At 72.0% G+C, this 19,561-nt stretch carries 10 protein-coding genes; 4 read left to right on the forward strand and 6 right to left on the reverse strand.

Annotation, left to right across the window (positions count from 1 at the left end; all coding sequences use genetic code 11):
* The first annotated feature begins 47 nt into the window (after positions 1-47).
* The 4 genes from ACIQCZ_RS06740 (at position 48) to ACIQCZ_RS06755 (ending at position 7,054) form a co-directional block, all read left to right on the forward strand.
* Positions 48-3,599 carry a CDP-glycerol glycerophosphotransferase family protein gene (locus tag ACIQCZ_RS06740; RefSeq protein ID WP_402281241.1) on the forward strand — a complete coding sequence of 1,184 codons (3,552 nt, stop codon included), beginning with the start codon at positions 48-50 and terminating at the stop codon, positions 3,597-3,599.
* A 203-nt stretch (positions 3,600-3,802) separates the two neighbouring features.
* The gene (locus tag ACIQCZ_RS06745; protein WP_402280307.1) at positions 3,803-5,044 is read left to right on the forward strand and encodes a hypothetical protein; all 1,242 of its coding nucleotides are present in this window, start codon (positions 3,803-3,805) and stop codon (positions 5,042-5,044) included.
* A gap of 50 nt (positions 5,045-5,094) precedes the next feature.
* The gene (locus ACIQCZ_RS06750) at positions 5,095-6,609 is read left to right on the forward strand and encodes a methyltransferase domain-containing protein (RefSeq protein WP_402280308.1); all 1,515 of its coding nucleotides are present in this window, start codon (positions 5,095-5,097) and stop codon (positions 6,607-6,609) included.
* Between the two features lie 70 nt (positions 6,610-6,679).
* Positions 6,680-7,054 carry a hypothetical protein gene (locus ACIQCZ_RS06755; protein WP_402280310.1) on the forward strand — a complete coding sequence of 125 codons (375 nt, stop codon included), beginning with the start codon at positions 6,680-6,682 and terminating at the stop codon, positions 7,052-7,054.
* 27 nt (positions 7,055-7,081) lie between these two features.
* Here the strand turns inward: ACIQCZ_RS06755 and ACIQCZ_RS06760 are convergent, their stop codons facing one another.
* From ACIQCZ_RS06760 to ACIQCZ_RS06785, 6 genes are all read right to left on the reverse strand, one after another.
* Complete coding sequence (locus ACIQCZ_RS06760; RefSeq protein WP_402280311.1) at positions 7,082-9,256, reverse strand: CDP-glycerol glycerophosphotransferase family protein; 2,175 nt, start codon at positions 9,254-9,256, stop codon at positions 7,082-7,084.
* Between the two features lie 59 nt (positions 9,257-9,315).
* Entirely contained in the window at positions 9,316-11,622 is a 2,307-nt protein-coding gene (locus tag ACIQCZ_RS06765; RefSeq protein ID WP_402280312.1) for a CDP-glycerol glycerophosphotransferase family protein, read from the reverse strand.
* 162 nt (positions 11,623-11,784) lie between these two features.
* A complete protein-coding gene (locus ACIQCZ_RS06770; protein ID WP_402280313.1) occupies positions 11,785-12,696 on the reverse strand; it encodes a carbohydrate ABC transporter permease in 912 nt (303 codons plus the stop codon).
* Positions 12,693-13,976, reverse strand: coding sequence for a carbohydrate ABC transporter permease (locus ACIQCZ_RS06775; protein WP_402281242.1), 1,284 nt, complete (start codon positions 13,974-13,976; stop codon positions 12,693-12,695). Before ACIQCZ_RS06775 ends, ACIQCZ_RS06770 begins: the two co-directional genes overlap by 4 nt.
* A 139-nt stretch (positions 13,977-14,115) precedes the next feature.
* Positions 14,116-15,483, reverse strand: coding sequence for an ABC transporter substrate-binding protein (locus tag ACIQCZ_RS06780; RefSeq protein ID WP_402280315.1), 1,368 nt, complete (start codon positions 15,481-15,483; stop codon positions 14,116-14,118).
* Positions 15,484-15,623: 140 nt separating this feature from the next.
* Positions 15,624-19,268 carry an FtsK/SpoIIIE domain-containing protein gene (locus ACIQCZ_RS06785; protein WP_402280317.1) on the reverse strand — a complete coding sequence of 1,215 codons (3,645 nt, stop codon included), beginning with the start codon at positions 19,266-19,268 and terminating at the stop codon, positions 15,624-15,626.
* Between the last annotated feature and the right edge of the window lie 293 nt (positions 19,269-19,561).

Here is a 19,561-nt window from a genome sequence, read left to right on the forward strand (position 1 = left end):
GTTGAGCCGTACGGACAACCAGGCCCCGATGAACGGACGTGCCCAACATGCCGCCACGGCTCAGTGTCGTCGTACCCGTCCACAACGTCGAGCTCTATCTGACGGACTGTCTGAAGTCCCTCGCGGAGCAGACCATGGCCGACCTCGAAGTGGTGATGGTCGACGACGGGTCCACCGACAACAGCGCGGCCCTGGCAGCCGCGTTCGCCGCGCAGGACGGCCGGTTCCGGCTGGTGAGCCAGGAGAACGGCGGACTGGGGCACGCCCGCAACACCGGGGTCCGCAACTGTGATCCGGGTGCCCGTCATCTCGCCTTCGTCGACAGCGACGACGTGCTCCCGCCGCGCGCGTACGAACTCCTCATCGGCGCCCTGGACGAGACGGGTTCGGACTTCGCGTCCGGCAACGTGCTGCGGCTGCGGGCCTCCGGCAGGCTCCAGCAGTCGCCCAACTTCCGCAAACCGATGGCGACGACGCGGCTGCGCACCCACATCTCGCGCGACTGGGACCTCGCGGCCGACCGGATCGCCTGCAACAAGGTGTTCCGCCGCTCCTTCTGGGACGAGCACGCCTTCGCCTTCCCGGTCGGCGCCCTGTACGAGGACATCCCGGTCGTCCTGCCGGCCCACTTCCTGGCCCGCTCCGTCGACGTGCTGAAGGACGCCGTGTACCACTGGCGCGACCGGGAGGGCTCGATCACCGCCCGCCGCGCCGTCGTCCGGGGCGTCCAGGACCGGGCCTCGCACGTACTGGGCGTCTCCACCTTCCTCGACGAGCACCGCGGCGCCGCCGACAAACGGCAGTACGAGGCACACGTCCTCGCCCATGACCTCTGGTACTTCATGGAGGCCCTGCCCGACGGCGACGAGGAGTACCGGCGCGCCTTCCTCACCTACGCCAACGAGTTCACCGACCAGGTCGACCCTGCCGTCCTGGAGGCGCTCCCGCTGCGGTTGCGGCTGATGTGGCACCTCGTGCGCGAGCGGCGGACCGAGGAACTGCTGGCGCTGCTCGCCCACGACAAGGCGGAGCCGGGCGCGTTCGCGGTACGGGGCGTACGGCGCCGCAGCGCCTTCTTTCCGGCCCTCACCCGGCCGGTTCCGCGCCCGGTGCTGCGGGTCACCGACCGGGACCTGCCGCTCACGGCCCGGCTGCGGGACGCCCGCTGGCGGGACGGCAGGCTGCACCTCAAGGGGTACGCGTACATCCGGAACCTGCCGGCCACCTCGCGCGGAAGCGAGTTCCGGGCCGGGTGGCTGCGGGCGGGACGGCGGCACGTGGTGCCGCTCCGGCTGCGCACGGTCGTCGAGCCCGAGGCCACCGCCCGGTCCCGGCAGAGCCTGCACGACTACGACCGGTCCGGCTTCGAGACCGTCATCGACCCGGCCAGGCTCCGCATCGACGCGGGCGGCAGTCTCGAACGGCTCACCTGGCGCCTGGAGATCGGCATCGCCGGGCACGGCATGCTGCGCCGCTCCGGCCTCTCGACGAACGAGGCGGCCGCACCACCGCCCGTGCACCGGCCGGACGGCGACCACCGGATCGTGCCCGCCTTCGACGGCGGCAGGCTGGTGCTGCACGCCGAGCGGATCGACGCCCGTTTCGAGACGCACCGCGCGGGCGACACGGGCGACGGCGACGCCACCGTGGTGATCGACGGGATGATCCGCGACCGCCTCGGTGCGGGGCCGCTGCGCCTCGCGTTCACCCACCGGGCCTCCGGAACCTCCTTCGACCGTCCGGTGACCGTGCACGAGGGGACCGTGCCCTCGGCGGCGGGCTGGCGGCGCTTCACCGCGGACGTCCCGCTAGGCGCCTTCGCCGACGCCCGGCCGGGAACGGGAGAGGGGGCGGTGCCCGCGCAGGTCTCCTACAGCCTGCATCTCGTCGGCCCGGACGGCCGCCGGACGCCGATCGATGTGCCGGGGCCCGTCCTGCCGGGCCGCTACCCGCTGGACCGGCACGGCGACGAGCGGCGCGAACTCGGTCTCACCGCCGGTCCGCGGGGCAACCTGCTGATCAGCGACCGCACCGTACAGCCGGCCGTCGACCTGGCGACCTGGACGGAGAACGGACAGATCCTCCTGGAGGGCACCTACCCGGGCGACCCGGACCGGCCCGTCGAACTGGTGGCCCGGCACAGCGGGCACGGCGAGGAGGCCGTCTTCCCCTTGGCCCTCTCCGGCGCCGCCGGATCACGCCGGTTCGGGGCGGTGCTCCGGCCGGACGCCGTCGGGGTGCCCGGCGGGGAACTGCCGCTGGGCGAGGGCCACTGGTACCTCTTCCTCCGCGAGAAGGACGCGCCGGACGACACCGGCGGCACCCCGCTGCGCATCCCGGCCGCCGCCCACCGCACCCTGCCCGCGGCTCGTACCCTCGCGGGCCGGACGTACGTCATCGACCGGCGCTTCCACGACCAGTTGCTGATCGACTGCGCATCGGTCCTCGCCGCCGCGGAACGCGGCCCGCGCGGCACGCGGCTGCTGCGCGAGGCGTACCGGGGCCGGCGGTCCATGCCGCTGCGCGACACCGTGCTGTACAGCAGTTTCGACGGCCGCCAGTACTCCGACTCGCCGCGCGCGATCCATGAGGAAGTGGCCCGGCGGGGAATCGCGCTGGAGCAGCTGTGGGTGGTGCGCGACCAGCAGGCCCGGATCCCGGAGGGCGCCACGGCCGTCGAGCACGGCTCCGCCGCCTGGCACGAGGCGCTGGCGAGCAGCCGTCACATCGTCACCAACACCCAGCTGCCGGAGTGGTTCGAGCGGCGCGAGGGGCAATGTGTCGTCCAGACCTGGCACGGCACCCCCCTCAAGCGCATCGGTCTCGACCTCGCGGGTACCGCGCGGGCCAACGCCGCCTATATCGCCACCATCGAGCAGCGCGCCCGCCAGTGGAGCCTCCTGGTCTCCCCGAACCGCTTCTCCACCCCCGTCCTGCGGCGCTCGTTCGGGTACGGGGGCGAGGTCCTGGAGTGCGGCTACCCCCGCAACGACCTGTTCCACGCCACGGACCGGACCAAGGTCGCCTCCGCGGTGCGCGAGAGGCTCGGCATTCCCGAGGGCAGGCGGGTCGTGCTCTACGCGCCGACCTGGCGCGACGACCGGCCGCGGGGCGGCGGACGCTACGCCCTCGACCTGCGGCTCGATCTGGCCGTGGCCGAGCGGGAACTCGGCGCGGACACCGTTCTGTTGGTGCGTCGGCACTATCTGGTGACCGACCGCCTGCCGGACAGCGGCAGCGGCTTCGTCCGTGACGTCTCGCGCTACGGGGACGTCGGCGAGCTGATGCTGATCAGCGACGCGCTGGTCACCGACTACTCCTCGCTGATGTTCGACTTCGCCCAGACCGGCCGCCCGATGCTCTTCCACACCTACGACCTGGCGCACTACCGGGACACCCTGCGCGGCTTCTGCTTCGACTTCGAGACCCGCGCCCCCGGCCCCCTGATCCCCGGCTCCGCCGGACTCGTCGAGGCGCTGCGCGACCCGGAGCGGGCAACCAAGGGACACGCGCAGGCGTACGAGGCGTTTCGCCGGGACTTCTGCGACCTGGACGACGGACACGCGGCGGCGGGGGTGGTCGACCGGATGCTCCGGTGACCGGTACGGCCCCGATCCGGCCCCGGTCCGCCGGGCCCGGTCCGTGCGGACCGGGCCCATGCCACCACGCCCCGCTTGAACCGTTCGAGTGATTCAGGAATTCGGACGTTTGCGCAGATACCCAGGGCATGGAAGTCGCGATCCATATAAGTGTGGTTATCGGTGCGTTGTCCGGCGCCTGCGGGTTGCTACGTTCTGTTTTCATGGGTATCCGAATGCGGTGCGAAACCTGGGATGTGCGGCGGGCGAGAGCGGTGGTGCTCGCCGCCGCGGCCGTCGGTCTCCTCACCCGAATGCTGATCGCGGCGAACATGCCGGGCCCGGCCGACGTACGAATTTTTCACGGTTTCGCCAAGGCCATCGTGCGATACGGCCCCATTCGGATTTACGAACAGCCGCTGCCGGGACTGCCCGTCTACAATCATCCGCCACTGGCCGGCTGGATGCTTCTCGGCCTGAACGACCTCTCCGAAATCGGAATTCCGTTCGGAACGCTGATCAGATCACCTGCCTCGATCGCCGACTTCTTCTGCGCGCTCATCGTGTTCGAAATCATGCGCCGGCGTGGCTCCGTCGGTCTGGCGGTCGCCTGCGGGGTGGGCGTGGCGCTCAGCCCCGTACTGATCGCCACCTCCGGCTATCACGGCAACACCGACGCGGTGGCCATCACCTTCGCCCTGGCCGCCGCCCATCTGCTCGTGGACCGGAAGTCCCCGCTGGCCGCCGGGGTGTGCGCCGCGCTCTCGATCAGCGTGAAGTTCATCCCGGTGGTGGTGATCCCTGCGCTGTTCGTCGTCGCGCTGCGGGCCGGCCGGCCGGTGCTCATCCGCTTCACCGCCGGGTTCACCGCCCTGATCGCCCTCGTCTGGGGGCCGGTCCTGCTGACCGTGCCGGAGAACCTCAAGGAGAACGTCCTGGAGTACGCGGGCGGCAACTACCGCCTCTGGGGCATCGTCCGGTTCGCCGACGTGCTCGGACTGCCCCAGTCGTTCATCACCTTCGTCCAGGGCGAGGGCCACTTCCTCTTCGTGCTGGCCTGTGTGGCGGCCGGGGTCTGGCTCGCCCGGCTGCGTCCCGGGCAACTGCCCGTGGTCGTCGGCGTCACGATGGGCCTCCTGCTGCTGCTCTCCACCGCTTCGGCCCTGCAGTACCTGACCTGGGCCGCCGCCGGGCTGTTCGTCGTCGGGTTCTGGGAAGGCGCCGCGTACAGCTGTCTGCTCGGCGTGACCGCGGTCCTCGGCTACCAGGGGCGCTCCGCCGTGCGCTGGAGCGAGACGGTGCTGCACTTCGGCGAGGCCGGCTGGTTCGTCCTCGCCGTCGGTCTCGCCAGCGGAATCCGCAAGATCCTCGCCGCACCGCCGACCGTGCCCGCGCTGCCCACCGCCGGGCGGCCCCCGGTCATGGTTTCCCGCACCTCGCGGTCCACCGGTTCCTCCGTCAACTGACCGCCTCCCCCTCCGAGCACCGAGCACCGAGCACAACTGGAGAACGCCCCGTGAAGGAAAGCCCGAGCCCCAGGATCGGCATCCTGGTGGTCGCGTACAACGCCGAGACGACGCTGGAGAGGACCCTCGACCGCATTCCGGAGGAATTCCGGTCCAAGGTCGCCGAGGTCCTCATCCTCGACGACGCGAGCCACGACGCGACCTTCACCGCGGGCTGCCGCTGGTCGCAGACGGAGGGAATGCCGCGGACCGTGGTGATGCGGCACACCAAGAATCTCGGATACGGCGGAAACCAGAAGGCCGGATACGCGCTGGCCGTCGAACACGGGCTCGACATCGTCGTGCTGCTGCACGGCGACGGGCAGTACGCGCCGGAATTCCTGCCCGACATGGTCGCACCCATCGAGCGCGGCGAATGCGAAGCAGTTTTCGGCTCCCGGATGATGAAGTCCGGGTCCGCCCTCAAGGGCGGCATGCCGATGTACAAATGGCTCGGCAACCGCATTCTCACCCGCCTGGAGAACGCGCTCCTCGGCTCGCAGCTCACCGAATTCCACTCCGGGTACCGCGCCTACAGCGTCGCGGCGCTCAAGAAGCTGCCGATCCACCGGAACACCGACGCCTTCGACTTCGACACCCAGATCATCGTCCAGCTGCTCAACGAGGGAATGCGGATCAAGGAGATCCCCGTCCCCACCTACTACGGCGACGAGATCTGCTACGTCAACGGCATGAAGTACGCGAAGGACGTGGTCAAGGACGTCCTCGAATACCGGCTCGCCGTCAAGGGATTCGGCACCTGCGCCTGGATCCCCAAGCCCGTCGAGTACGCGTTCAAGGAGGGCGACGGTTCCTCGCACGCCGTCATCCTGGAGAAGATGCGCAGCCTCCCGCCCGGCCGGGTCCTCGATCTCGGCTGCTCCGGAGGCCTGTTCGCGCAGCGCCTCGAAGCCCTCGGCCACGAGGTGACGGGCGTGGACTACGTCGAGGTTCCCGGCGTACGCGAGAAATGCACCCACTTCCACCTCGCCGACCTGGAGGAGGGCCTGCCCGCGGGGATCGGCGCCGACTTCGACTACGTGGTCGCCGGGGACGTCATCGAGCACCTCTCCCGCCCCGAGCGGGTGCTCGCCGAGGTCGCCACCGTGCTGCGGCCGGGCGGCCATGTGCTGCTCTCCGTGCCGAACTTCAGCCACTGGTACTCAAGGCTGCGGGTGGCGCTCGGGGTCTTCGACTACGACCGGCGCGGCATCCTCGACGAAACGCACCTGCGCTTCTTCACCCGGGCCAGTCTGCGCCGCACGGTCAGGGCCGCGGGCTACGACGTCCTCCATGTCGTCTCCACCGGGGCTCCGTTCTGGGCACTGCTCGGCACAGGACCGCTTCCCGCGGTCCTCGGCGGGGTGTCGAAACTGCTCACCCGGATCCGGCCGACGCTGTTCGGCTATCAGCACGTCGCACTGCTCACCCCGCACGCGGCCGAGACGATCATCGCTGGAGAGCACGTCGATGTACAGGACATCCTCGACCGACAGTACGTCCATGCCGACCGGGTCGGCGTCTGAGGCCGACGTCCTCCGTGCCGCCCCCGCACCATCGTCCGCAACCCCGGTCGTCGCAGTCAGGAGCAAGGTCTTGACCCTTCCCAGTCTGATGCTGCTGCTGTTCGCCGTGTTCTCGTCGGCGGGCGGCCAGATCATGCTCAAGCACGGGATGAAGGGCGCCGCGGCCGCCGCCGCGCAGGGCGGGGGATCCGTCGTCCTGCGTGCCGCGACCAGCCCCTGGGTCGTCCTCGGCCTGGTGGTCTTCGCGGTGTCGGCGCTCGCCTGGATGACCACCCTGGCCAAGGTGCCGCTGTCCATCGCCTACCCGTTCAACGCCCTCGGGTATCTGCTGATCGTGCTGGCCGGCGCGACCGTGCTGCACGAACGGACCTCGATGTGGACCTGGGCCGGTTCGCTGCTCGTGGTCATCGGGCTCGTCACGGTGATGGCGGGCCAGCAACGCTGAGACCGCGTCGGCGGACGGACCTCGTCCTCAGGCCCGTCCGCCGACCGGCGCCGCTTCCCCCAGCAGCACCTGCCGTACCACCCGTTCCGCGGCGCGCCCGTCGTCGTACGGGCAGAACCGGGCCCGGAACGCGGCCCGCAGCGCCTCGTTCGCCGGGCTCCGCCAGCTGCCGTCGAGGAGGATCCGGGCCAGCTCCTCGGTGCCGGTGGAGACCGCCCCCGGGGTGTCGCCGGGTCTTCCGGACAGCAGATCGAAGCAGACGCCCCGGACCGTGCGGTACGTCTCCCAGTCGGGGGCGTGCACCACGATCGGACGGTCCAGATGGGCGTAGTCGAACATGACCGACGAGTAGTCCGTCACCAGCGCGTCCGCCGCCAGGCACAGCTCCTCGATCCGCGGATGTTCGCAGACATCGAGGAGCGAGGGGTGCTCCGGCAGCCCGGCACCCTCGTAGAAGTAGTGGGCGCGGACCATCACCACGGTGTCCGGGCCGAGCGCCTCGCAGAGCCGGACCAGATCCAGCCGGCTGGTGAACGCCGCCTCGTAGTCGCGGTGCGTCGGCGCGTACAGCACGGCCCGTTGCCCGGGACGGATGCCGAGCCCCGCGCGGATCTCCGCGATCCGCTCGTCCGTCGCGGTCGCGAAGACGTCGTTGCGCGGATATCCCGCTTCGAGTGACCGCGCGGCGCCCGGGTAGGCGCGGGCCCACACCTCGGTGGAGTGGGGATTGGCCGAGACGCTCCAGTCCCACCGGTCGACGCGCTGGAGCAGCCGGTCGAAGTTCAGCCCCTGGGCCGCCGCCGGATAGTCCTGCTGGTCGAGCCCCATGATCTTCAGCGGCGTGCCGTGATGGGTCATCACATGGATCTGTCCGGCCCGCTTGACCAGGTGATCGGGGAAGTTGACGTTGTTGAAGAAGTACGTGGCACGGGCCAGCACCTGCCAGTAGCGGCGGGTTCCCGGCACCACGTGGTCGATGCCCCCGGGCAACGAGTCGACCTGGTTCCTCGCCACCACCCACACCCCGCGCACCTGCGGGGCCAGCTCCCGGGCCTTGCGGAAGACGGCCTCCGGATTGCAGCTCACCCCGCGGTTCCAGTACGCGGCGTAGACGGCGAGCCCGGGGTCCAGCGGAAGCCTCCGCTGCCACCAGTAGTAGCGCGTGGACAGGGTGCGTCTGGCCCGCGCCCGGACCGCACCGGGGGCGGCCCGCAGGCTCCGGCGCAGGGCCAGGACCGTGTCGAGGGCAGCGAGCGCGGCGTACCGGCCGCCGCCCATCAGTCTCGGCCGCAGCCCCTTGGCACCAGCCGCGAAGCGGTGCTCCTCGGGCCGGTGCGCCCGGTGGAAGGCCGCCACGGACCGCACGTAGCGCCTGCGTCGCCGGGTCACCGACGGGTACCCGGCGAGGAGTTCCGAGGCCGCCCGGTCGAAGAGGAGGGCCCGTACGGGACGCAGTGGCGGCCGGTCCCGGACGAACTCCATCAGACCGGCGTACGCGTCGACGAGCCGGTGCGGTGCGGTGCCGTCCGCCGGTTCGGGCCCGTCGGTCTCGACGGGCAGACCGCGCCGGCCGCGGTGCTCGACGCACGCGATGGGGAGCACGGCGACGGATCCGGCCGCGGCGAGGGTCTGGACCGCGTACATCCGCTCCCCGTGCAGCCCCGGTCCGAAGACCAGCTTCTCGCCCTCGTGAAGAGTGCGGCGCACGGCGCGGTTCCAGGAGACCGGTGCGATGTCCAGGAGCACGGGATGCCCGGCCAGGGTGAGCCGGTCCTCGGGCAGCGTGCGGAGCAGCTCCAGTGACCGGGTCGGCCGGGGGCGGCCCCGGAACGGCCGCCGGTGATGGCCGAACAGCAGCAGGTCGGGGTCATCACCGGCCTCCAGCCGGTCGGCGACGGCCCGCAGGGCGCCCGGCAGCAGGACGAAGTTCCCCTCCAGGAACAGGAGATAGTCGCCGACGGCCCGCTCCGCCCCGGCGTTGCGCCGCCCGTCCTGGCCGGCCCCCGACGGCAGATGGACGGCCTGCACCCGGCGGTCGCGTGCGGCGAACTCGTCGAACAGCAGCCCCGATCCGTCCGGCGCGCCGTCGTCGACCCCGATCACCTCGATGTCCGTGAACGACTGGGTGAGCACCGATTCCAGGCACTCGCGCAGCTGCCCTCGGGCGCGACGGACGGGGATGACGACACTCAGCCGGGGCATGCGGGCTCTTTCTCGGACTCGGTTCTCGGGGCGGGCACGGGGTACGGGGAGGGGCGCGGTCAGGGGAGGTTGGTGGGCCGCGCCCCGGCGAGACCGAGGCCCGTGGAGGCCTGCCGGTCCCCGGGGAGCGCGGCGCGGGCAGGGACCGGGACGCGTGCCGGGTCGCCCGCCGCCGGTGCGGGCCGCCGCAGCGCCGGAGGGATCACCGGCGGATGCACGGCCGTCTCGCCCAGGAACACCCGGCGCACCACCCGCTCCGCCGCGTGCCCGTCGTCGTACGGACAGAAGCGCTCCCGGAACGCCTCGCGCCGCTGGGTGGCGTGCGCGCCGCACCAGTGGCCGGTCGTGAAGACGTCCAGCAGCTCGGCCTCGCTGTACGCGATCGCGCCGGGCGGGCAGGAGTGCAGATCGAAGTAGGTGCCGCGGGCCGCTTCGTACGCCTCGCGGTCGCCGCAGTGGATGACGACGGGCCGGTCCAGATTGGCGTAGTCGAACATCAGCGACGAGTAGTCCGTGATCAGCGCGTCGGAGGCGAGCGCGAGGGCCTCGACGGACGGGTGGCCGCTGACGTCGACGACCCGCGGATGCGGCTCGCGGACCGGCTGGGCCCCGTACGAGTAGTGGGCGCGCGCCAGGATGACGAAGCCCGGACCGAGGGCCCGCGCCACGCGTGCCAGATCGAGCACGGAGTGCTGATCGCGCCGGTAGTCGCGGTGCGTGGGCGCGTACAGCAGGGCCAGGGTGCCCTCGGGGACGCCGATCGACTCGCGCAGCCGCGTCACGTCGTCGGCGGTGGCCCGCTGGTAGATGTCATTGCGCGGAGAGCCGTACTCCAGCGTCGCACAGCTCGCGGAGGCCGACGGATAGGCCTTCTCCCAGACGAGGGTGGAGTGCCGGTTCGCGGAGAGGGAGAAGTCCCACTTGTCGACGTTGGCGAGCAACTGGCCGAAATCGGTCCCGCGGGCCGCCGCCGGGCGGTTCTGAAGGTCCAGCCCCATGGTCTTGAGCGGGGTGCCGTGGTGGGTCTGGAGCAGCACCTGGCCGCGCCGCTTGACCAGCCGCCGGTCGAAGTTGACGTTGTTCACCAGATAGCCGGAGCGGGCCAGCGCCCGCCAGTAGCCGTACGTCCCGGGGGCGATGCTGCGCGTCCCGGTGGGCACGGTGTGCGCGTCCTCGGGGCGGCAGATCCAGGCGGTCCGCAGGCCGGGGACCAGCTCGCGGGCCTTCGCCTCGATCGCCGCCGGGCTGCAGGTGTAGCCGCGGTGCCAGTACGCGGCGAACACCGCCCGGTCCCTCTGGACGGGCAGCCGCAACTGGACGCGGTAGTAGGCCTGGAGGGCGCCGGCCCGCAGTACCCGGCGGACGGCCGCGGTGACCCTCCGCAGCCGTCTGTGCAGCAGTTGCGCCGCCCACAGCGCGCGGTAGGTTCGGCGCGCGCCCAGCCGGATCAGGCCGTGGCGCAGCCGGGCGCGGTGCGGGGCGGGGGCGCCGGGGATGCGGTAGCGGCCGCAGTGGGCGCGGGCACGGCGGAAGAACTCGGCGTGGCTGCCGCGCGGCAGCCTGCCCCGGGTGGTGAACACCGTGCAGAAGTGGTCGAGCATCCTGCGGTGGATCACCGGCCGCCAGGGCGCGAGCCGGGGGTGGGAGTCGATGAACGCGAAGACCCGGTCGTACTGTTCGAAGATGTCGAAGTGCTTGCGGCTGGTGGTGGCCAGGATGTTGCCCTGGCGCCGCTGCCGGTAGCCGACGCACACCCGGTCGAGTACCGCGATCGAGCGGGCGGCCATCAGCACCGGGTAGGTCCAGGGAGTGTCCTCGTAGTAACCGGACGGGAAGGCGAACTTCTCGGCCTCGACGAACTCGCGGCGGTACGCCTTGTTCCAGACGACCATCAGGACCTTCAGCAGCCCCGGCCGGTCGGCGAGCGTGAAGGTGGCGGGGCCGGTCTGGGAGAGGTGCTCGGCGAAGGTGTTGCGCACGCTCTCGCCCGTCCAGTACGTACGGGCGTAGTCGTAGACCAGGACGTCGGGTTCCCCGGTCTCCTCGATCCGTTCGGCGACGGCCCGCAGTGCGCCGGGGGCGAGGGTGTCGTCGCTGTCCAGGAAGATCAGGTAGTCGCCGGTGGCCTGCGCGATCCCGGCGTTCCGGGCCCGGCCCAGGCCCACGTTCTCCGGCAGGTGCAGGGCCCGCACCCGGCCGTCGCGGGCCGCGAACTCGTCGATGACGGCGCCACAGGCATCGGGTGAGCAGTCGTCCACCGCGATGAGCTCGAAGTCCTCGAACGACTGGGTCAGCACCGAGTCCAGGCTCTCGTGCAGATACGCCTGAACCCGGTACGCGGGCACGATGACACTGAACCGGGGCACAACACATCCATGGGTCGTTCGCAGCGCGGGCGGGCGGTCCGCAAACGGCCGATGGAGTGACGGAGTTACGTCAAAACGTGGCAAACCTGTGAAAGTGCAGGTGGGGTGGCCCTGTTGCGGTGAACAGGACCACCCCGTGTTGACGTACGACTGTGCGACGTACTACTTCACCGCGCCCGCCATCACGCCGGAGACGAACTGGCGCTGGAAGGCGAAGAAGACCGCCAGCGGAATCACCATCGACACGAAGGCGCCGGGCGCCAGCACATCGATGTTGTTGCCGAACTGCCGCACCTGCTGCTGCAGGGCCACGGTGATCGGCGGGGAGCCGGAGTCCGCGAAGATCAGCGCGACCAGCATGTCGTTCCACACCCAGAGGAACTGGAAGATTCCCAGAGAGGCGATCGCCGGACCGCCGAGCGGCATCACGACCCGGGTGAAGAGCCGGATCTCACCCGCTCCGTCGAGCCGGGCCGCCTCCAGCAGTTCCCTCGGGATCTCCGCGAAGAAGTTCCGCAGCAGGAAGATCGCGAAGGGCAGACCGAAGGCCGTGTGGAAGATGACCACGCCGAAGGTCGTCTCGAAGATCCCGACCGCGCCGAAGAGCTTGGACACCGGGACCAGAGCCACCTGGACCGGCACCACCAACAGCGCCACGACCACGAGGAACCACCAGTCGCGACCGGGGAAGTCCATCCAGGCGAAGGCGTATCCGGCCAGTGACCCGATCACGACGACCAGGACGGTCGCCGGGACGGTGATCAGGACCGTGCTGAGGAGGGAGTGGGTGATGGTCGAATTGTCGAGCAGCCGGGAGTAGTTGTCGAAGGTGAGCTGGGAGGGGGCCGTGAAGATCTTCCACCAGCCGCTCGACGCGATGTCGTCCGCGCCGCGCAGCGAGGAGAGCAGCAGCCCGACGGTCGGCATCAGCCAGAACAGACCCACCAGGATGAGGAAGACCCGCATCACACCGCCTCCGGCGCGGGCGGCGATGCGTGCTCCGAGGGACCGTTCGGCCTTCACCGGTGCGGTACCGGCCGTCGTGCTCGCGGTCGTGGCCGAGGCTGTCGTCATCGGCGCCCCTCCTTCCGGATCCGGCGGATGTTGACGTACATCACCGGGAGTACCAGCAGCAGCAGGAGTACGGCGATGGCGCTGCCGATCCCGAGGTCGGCGTCCGTGCCGAACGAGGAGCGGTAGAGCTGGAGCGCCAGCACGTTCGCGTCGGCCAGCGAGGAGCCCGGTGAGATGATGAAGACCAGGTCGAAGACCTTCAGGACGTTGATCATCAGCGTGACCAGCACCACCGAGAGAACGGGCGCGAGCATCGGCACCGTGATCCGGCGGAACACCTGCCATTCGTTCGCGCCGTCCACCCGGGCCGCTTCGAGGAGTTCACGCGGCAGTCCGGCCAGGCCCGCGGCGATCAGCACCATCGCGAACCCGGCCCACATCCAGACGTAGGAGCCGATGATCGCCGGTGTGACGAGCGTCGGGCCGAGCCACTCGACCCCGTTGTACGGCTCCTTGAAGTTCGACGCGGGCAACCGGAGCTCGGCGCCGTCGGCGGAGGCGGGCAGGGTGAACGTGCCGTCCGCGCCCGCGGTCGCCGAGGCGACCACCTTGCCGTCCTTGACCGCCTCGACCTTGATGCCCTTGAGCCCCAGCTCCTTGGCGTCGATGACATTCGGTCTGCCGCCGCCGCCCTTGGTGAAGTCCAGCCACGCGGTGCCGGTGATCTTCCCGGATTCCGCCGCGGCGGCCTTCGCCGGCTTCGCGTCCGTCGGCATCTTCGCCGGTGCCACACCGACCAGCGGCAGTCGGACCGGCTGTCCGGCCCGTACCGGCGCCTTGGTGACGAACGAGCCGCCGCCGCCCGCCTTGAGCGGATGGACGGGCAGCGGATGTGCCTTCGGATAGCTCGCCGACTCGGCGAACGTGTCGTGCACACCCACCCATACGGCGTTGGCGACCCCGCGCTCCGGGGCCTGGTCGTACACCAGCCGGAAGATGATGCCGGCGGCGAGCATGGAGATCGCCATCGGCATGAAGACGATCAGTTTGAACGCCGTACCCCAGCGGATCCGTTCCGTCAGCACCGCGAAGATCAGCCCGAGGGCCGTGGAGACCGTCGGCGCGAACACGACCCAGATCGCGTTGTTCTTGATCGCCGTACGGATGGTGTCGTCGGTGAACAGCGCCTTGTAGTTGTCGAATCCGGCGAAGCCCGTACCCGCCTGGTCGAAGAACGACCGGTACACGGAGTACACGATCGGATAGACCACGAGCGCGCCGAGCAGTACCAGCGCGGGCGCCAGGAAGAGCGCGGCGATGATCCGGCGGGTGCCGGTCACACTCCTGCGTCCGCGCCCCGGGCCACCGGCCGGGGCGTCGGACGGCTTCCTGGGCGCGGGTACCGACGGCTGTCCGGAGGGATGCTTGTCGGCGGGGGGCACCGCGTCGGCGCCCCCCGCTGCGGCTGTCGTCATCCCGTCAGCTCTTGTACGCCTTGGCCGCGTCGGACTCCAGCTTCGCCTGGGTCCCCGCGATGTCCTTCGGGTTCTTCAGGAAGTCCTGGAGGGTCTTCCACTCGCCCTTCCCGGGCGTCCCGCCGAAGGACTGCGGGGCCTGGTCGGACATGTCGAACCGGACCGCGTCACCCGCCGAGATCAGCGCCTTCGCCATCGTGCGCTGCACCTCGTTCGGATACGCGGCGGCGTCCAGGGCCTTGTTCGGCGAGATGAACCCGCCCTGTTCGGCCATGATCTTCGCCGCGTCGGTCGAGGCCAGCCAGGTCAGCAGGGCCTGGGCGCCCTTGCCGTCCTTCAGGGCCACCGCCGCGTCGCCGCCCGTCACGACGGGGGATTCGGCGCCGACCGCCGGGAACGGGAACACCTTGGCGTCCGTCCCGATCTTCGCCTTCGTCTGCGCGATGTTGACGGCCACGAAGTCGCCCTCGTAGACCATCGCGGCCTTCGGCTGGTCTCCGCCGGTGAAGGTCTGGGTGACCGAGGCCGGGAACTCCGTCTGCAGCGCGCCGTCGGCGCCGCCTGCGATCAGTGACGGCTTGCCGAAGAGCTGCGCGAGCGTGGTCAGCGCGTCCTTGACGGAGGGGTCCGTCCACTTGATCTTGTGCTGGGCCAGCTGGTCGTACTTCTCCGGGCCCGCCTGGGAGAGATAGATGTTCTCGAACCAGTCGGTGAGCGTCCAGCCGTCCGCGCCACCGACCGAGACCGGGGTGACACCCGAGGCGGAGACCGCCTCGGCCGTCGCCAGGAAGTCCTTCCAGGTCTTCGGCTCGGACGCGCCCGCGTTCTCGAACGCCTTGGCGTTGTACCAGATCAGGGACTTGTTGGCGGCCTTGAAGTAGACGCCGTACTGGGTGCCGTCCACCGTGCCGAGGTCCTGCCAGACCTTCGAGTAGTTCTTGTCCAGCTCGGCCTTGGCCTCGGGGCCGACCGGCTTGGCCCACTTCTTCTGCGCGGCCTGCTGGATCGCGCCGACCTGCGGGATCATCGCGACGTCCGGCGGCTGACCTCCCGCGATCTTCGTACCGAGGAAGTTGACGATCGGGTCCTGGGCCGGGACGAAGGTGACCGTCGCCCCCGTGCGGTTCTCGAACTCCTTGAGGACCTTGACGAAGTTGGCCTGCTCGGCTCCGGTCCAGACCGCCGCGACCGAGAGCTTCTCGCCGTCCAGTTTCGGCAGGGCGACGCTCGACGAGCCCCCCTTGCCGTTCCCGGAGCTCTTTTCCGGCTTGCCCTTTCCGCTGCCACCGTCGTCGCTGCAACCGGTGAGGGCCAGTGCGCCGATGGCGCTGAACACCACGGCGGCCCTGCTGATCCGAAGGGTTGTGCGCATAGCTTCCCCGTCTCTCACATCGTCGTGTGCGCACAGTCCTACGCCCGGTGCACGGGGGCCGCAATACCGCTCCCTGCGTCAACTCCTTGATCGTAATGGGCTCGTGACGTCATGTCAGTGCATGTACGGACCAGGCGGACTCAGGTGCGTACGGGCCCGAACGGGGCTATCGGCTCCGCTTCGACGGACCGGGCCGCCCGCTCCAGCGCACTGGCGAGCAGCGCCAGGTCCGTCGGGCCGTTGCCCAGCTCCCGGACGGGGCGCCGGGTGGGCGGATCGCCCATCCGCTCCCACTCCAGCGGCACGACGGTGGGGCGCAGCGTCGCCGTACGCGGGATGCGTCCCGTCACCCGGCCGCCCTGGAACGGCGTCACCCGTCCGTCCGGATGACCGAGGCGGCCACGACCGGGCGCCGGGTCCTCCGGCGAGGGCGGGACGACCGGCGCGTCCAGCACGATGCGCAGCCGGGCCCCGTGGGTCAGGTCCGTGTCCTCCGTGCGGTCCGGGCGGGCGGATGTCGCGACCAGGTGGACGCCGAGCCGGCCGCCCTCCCGGGCCACGGCCTCCAGGGCCCGCACGACCGAACCGGCGGCCGGCCGGCCGGGACTGCCGAGCGCCGGGGCGACCAGCGCGTCGAAGTCGTCGACCAGGACGACGAGCCGGGGCAGCGGGGAAGGCCCGGCTGCGGACCGCGCCGCAGCGGGCCGCAGCCGGAGCGTCCCGCTCATCGCCGAGTCCACGTCGCCCCGCTGCTCGGCGGCCGTCGGCGGACGCTGACCGACCATCCGCCGCGCCGCCTCGTGCCGGTGGTGCCACTCGGTGAAGTCGTACGAACCGAGCAGCTCGGCCCGCCGTTTCAGCTCACCGCCCAGCGCCTGCGCGAACTCGCGCATCCGCAACGGGTCGGAGGCCACGAGGTGGGCGAACGCGTGCGGGAGTTCGGCGCACGGGCCGAGGCTCTCGCCGCGCTCGCCCCCGGCGCCGTCGACCAGCAGTATGCCCAGCAGGTCGGGGCGGGCGGCCGCGGCCAGTGAGGCGGCGACGGCCCGCAACAGCTCCGTACGTCCGCTGCCGGGCGGCCCCTCGATGAGGAGATGGGGGCCCTCCTCCGCGAGGTCCACACCGACCGGGCCCCGGGGACCGGCCCCGAGCACCACGAACGGCCGCCCGGCGGCCACGACGGCGGTGCCTTCGGCGGGGGCGGCGGCGGGCGTGCCCGTGCCGGTGTCCGCGGCCACGGCGGCACGTCCGGCCGGCGCCGCGCCCTCGGCGGTCCGCGCCGCGATCCGGGGCGTGTCGCCACCGCGCGGTCCGCTCACCCGGTTCGGGGTGTGCGCGGACCCGGCGGAACGGGGACCGTCGGCCCTCTGGGCATCTCCACCGCCATGGAACTCCGACCCGGCGACGGTGCGGGAGCCCGGAGTGTCCCCGGGCGGTCCGGCGTAGGGGCCGCCGCCGCCCCGGGGGGCGGCGGCGCCGGGGTACGGGGTGCGCCCGGAGCCACGGGTGTCGTGGGTTTCGTCGCGCGCCAGGCCGTGGCCCGGTGTGCCGACGTGCGTGGCGGTGTCGCTGCCGGGATACGGGGTGCGGCCCTGACCGGGGCCGTATCCGCCCACACCGTCCGGCGCCGAGCGCTGGGCGCCCACGCGGGGGGTCGCGCCGCGCGGGTGCTCCGTACGGCCCGGTCCGCGGGCGTCCGCCTCCCTGCCGCCACCGGCCGCACCTCCCGGCCCGCCCGTCCAGCGGCCGGAACCGCGGACCGTGGCGCCGGGCTGGTCGTCCGCGGTGGAGGCCCAGCGGGCCATCAGGGAGGCCGGGGTGGCGCGCGCCAGGCCCAGCTCGTCCAGCAGCCGGGCGGTCGGCGGGAGCGCGGCCGACGCGGGCCGGCCGTGGGACCTGGCCGACCCCTCCGCGCGCAGCGGGGCCAGTGCCCGGCCGAACCGCTCGGCCCAGTGCGCCGACACCGCGTCCACCGTGGCGACCGTGCCACGGCCCGCGGCCCGGCCGTCCGCGGTACGCAGCAGTCGCAGGGCCGTCGCCACATCGCCGCTCAGCATCGCCACCGCCCCGCACTCGCGGAACGCGATCGAGGCGTGGCAGGCGGCCTCGTACGTCGCCGCGACCGGTGAGGTGGGCGTGGCGGCCGGGGTCTCCGCCAGACAGATCAGATGGATTCCGGCTGCCGAGCCCGCGGCGGCCAGCCGGGCGGTGGTCTCGCGCAGCGCCGCCGAACCGGGGTCGCCGTCGACGATCACCACGGTGTGGGGCCCGGTGTACTGCCCGGCGGCCTCGGCGACCGTGCTCCGGTCCAGGCTTGCCCAGCCGGGCCCGAGCGGCCCCTCGTCCAGCCGGCGCGACAGCTCCGTCGTACGGGCGACGGCCTGCTCGCGGTCGTACGCGAGGAGCAGCCGGCAGTCCTGGCCGTGCATCGGCCGCAGATGGGGCAGCCAGCCCAGCCAGGCCCACTCGCGCCTGCGCTCGTCCGCGCCGCGCGCGCGGTCCGTGCTGATCAGCACGATCTCCAGATCGGCGGGGGAGTGCAGCGCGGCGAGCTGCGCCACCGTCGAGCGGGCGAGTCCGGCCAGCCGCGTCCGCGGCCCGGCGAGCCCGAGGGAACCGGCCTCCCGCAGCCCGACGGTCACCGGCACGGCGGGAAGCCCGGCCCGGTCCGTCGTGCCCAGGCGCACCACGAGCGCCTCCGGGTGCGCGGCGCCGCGTTCCCAGAGCCGGGGGCCGGGGCCGAGCGCGGTCAGCAGCACGGCCGCGGGGTCGGGCCAGGCGCTCGACGCGGCGGACCCCGGTGGCGCCAGCGGGTCGGTGGACGGATACGGCGGCCCTGCCTCCCCCGTCCCGTCGGGTGTCGCCTCGTGGACCGGCTCGCCCTTGTTGCCCGCGAGTCTGCGGGCCCAGGCGCCTATCCCGCCCCGCCGGGGCGACTCCTCGCCCGCGGACCGGGGGGAGCGCTCGGCGGGGGACCGGCGGCGGGCGTCGGTGTGCCCGCCGTCACCGCCTCCGTACGCGTGAGGGTCGTCGGCCCCTTCCTGGGGGGCGGGCCCGGAGCCGGGGGAGACGGACCGGGCGTACGCGTGACCGGAGCCGTACGCCTCGGGGTCGCCGTCGGCGCCGGCCGTGCCCGCCGTGCCGGAGACCCGAAGGTGCCCCTCGCCGTCCGGGGCCGTCGCCAGCGTCGGCGTACGGGCGCCGGAGGTCAGCCGGAGCGTGGACTCGCCGAGCCGCAGCAGCGCGCCGGGATCCAGGCGGACCGGGCGGTCGCGGACCTCCGCGCCGTCGAGCAGGGTGCCGTTGGTGGAGCCCAGGTCCGCGACCGAGACCAGGCCGTCCGCCGAGACCGTCACCGCGCAGTGCAGCCGGGACACGTCGGGGTCGTCGAGCGGGACGTCCGCGTCGGCGGAGCGGCCGATCCGGACCCGGCCGCCGTGCAGCAGATGGACGCCGCCCGCGTCGGGCCCCGCGACCACGTGCAGCTGCGCCGGCACGGCGTCGTCCGCCACCTCGTCCTCGCCCGGGACCTGGAGCGAGAGCACCGCTCCGTCGACCAGCGGGGGCTCACCCAGCGCGCACCGCTGCGCGTCCAGCCGCTCGCGCCCGGCGAACAGCACCACCGCACCGCTGCCGAGCGAGCCGTCGGGCCCGGAGACCGCCGCGGCCAGGGGGGACGCCACCGTGGCGAGCGCCGTCCCCGACGGGGCGGTGACCAGCACGTCGCAGGCGCGCGCCGGGGTCTGGCCGCTGCGCGGCGCGAGGACGGTCAGCCGGATCTGCATCGCCGTCAGCGGTCCCTTCTGCGCGGGGCGCCGGGCAGGGGAGAAGCCCTGTGATTCCCCCCACCCGACACGGACGCGTCGTCCGGTACAGGTTCGTCACGTGCCGCAGGGCTCCCGACCCCACAGTCCCGTGCTGTAGGCATCCTCGCACCTGCCACTGACAACACGCCCGGGGGTCACCGCTAAGTGATCTTGAAACGTCTGCTGTGCGCCCATAAGTGCCTGCTTGGAAGGTTCTCCGCGACGGAACTGTTCCGGGAGAGTGTCCGAAACGATTCGTCGTACTGGTGTGC

The sequence above is a fragment of the Streptomyces sp. NPDC093149 genome (assembly GCF_044754145.1).
GTDB lineage: Bacteria > Actinomycetota > Actinomycetes > Streptomycetales > Streptomycetaceae > Streptomyces.

Bases quoted from the DNA above. Each gene is read 5' to 3' on its own strand.
- ACIQCZ_RS06740 (WP_402281241.1), top strand. From the start codon at position 48: ATGCCGCCACGGCTCAGTGTCGTCGTACCCGTCCACAACGTCGAGCTC.
- ACIQCZ_RS06745 (WP_402280307.1), top strand. From the start codon at position 3,803: ATGGGTATCCGAATGCGGTGCGAAACCTGGGATGTGCGGCGGGCGAGA.
- ACIQCZ_RS06760 (WP_402280311.1), bottom strand. From the start codon at position 9,256: ATGCCCCGGCTGAGTGTCGTCATCCCCGTCCGTCGCGCCCGAGGGCAG.
- ACIQCZ_RS06770 (WP_402280313.1), bottom strand. From the start codon at position 12,696: ATGACGACAGCCTCGGCCACGACCGCGAGCACGACGGCCGGTACCGCA.
- ACIQCZ_RS06780 (WP_402280315.1), bottom strand. From the start codon at position 15,483: ATGCGCACAACCCTTCGGATCAGCAGGGCCGCCGTGGTGTTCAGCGCC.
- ACIQCZ_RS06785 (WP_402280317.1), bottom strand. From the start codon at position 19,268: ATGCAGATCCGGCTGACCGTCCTCGCGCCGCGCAGCGGCCAGACCCCG.